Origin of the sequence: Poseidonocella sp. HB161398, assembly GCF_005870025.1 — a bacterium.
Classification (GTDB): Bacteria; Pseudomonadota; Alphaproteobacteria; order Rhodobacterales; family Rhodobacteraceae; genus Mangrovicoccus.
Genome location: NZ_VATA01000269.1, coordinates 1 through 688, shown reverse-complemented (window position 1 = coordinate 688; position 688 = coordinate 1). Strand labels below are relative to the sequence as shown.

Sequence of the window (688 nt, the reverse complement as noted above, 5' to 3'; positions counted from 1 at the left end):
TCCCGAAGCCCGCCTGACCGTCCCGTTGTGGCAAAACTCGCAATGCGCTGCGAGCAATATCAATTGCTTGTCGATTTTGACGTCGAACTTGGGGGAAACGGCTTCCTCACGGGCTTGCGCCGCTCGAAGCCCGCCACCTTCGTCGTCTGCCCTGCCGCCTGTCCGGCCCGGGCCGTGTCCTCGGCGGCGCTGGCCACCAGCTCTTCGAGCTGCAATTCCAGCTGGTCGATCAGCCGGGCTGTACGTTCCGCGCCATGGCCGTACTTGTCGCGGCGCAAGAGCGCGATCTCGAGCTTGAGCGCCGCGATCATCGCCTCGGAGGTCGTGGCCACCGCGCGGGCCTGCGCGAGCTCGGCCTCGGCGGCTGCGGCACGCGTGTCCGCCGCCGCAAGGGCGGCGCGCAGGCGGGCGATCTCGTCGGCGGCATCGGTCATGGGAGGAGACTATCATGCCGCCCCCGCCGACAAAGGAAAATCACGTCATGGCAGGGCGTTATCCTGCCTTTCCGGGCCTCTGCGTCCAGCGCGGATTGCGCCAGTCGATTCCTTCCAGAAGATAGCCAATCTGGGCCGCAGACACCCGGACAGCCTCGCCAGATCCGCTCGTCGGCCAAATGAATTTGCCCGCTTCGAGCCGCTTCATGTAGAGCGACATGCCGACGCCATCATGCCAGATCAATTTCACCAGG

1 protein-coding gene and 1 pseudogene are annotated in these 688 nt (G+C 65.6%); both read right to left on the bottom strand.

What is annotated here, in order from left to right:
* Nucleotides 1–92: 92 nt before the first annotated feature.
* A pseudogene (locus FGX59_RS37195) lies at nucleotides 93–434 on the bottom strand (transposase); the annotation flags it as partial.
* Between the two features lie 58 nt (nucleotides 435–492).
* Nucleotides 493–688, bottom strand: a 196-nt coding sequence (tnpB, locus tag FGX59_RS37190) for an IS66 family insertion sequence element accessory protein TnpB (RefSeq protein WP_206078572.1), incomplete at its 5' end; no start/stop codon positions are given.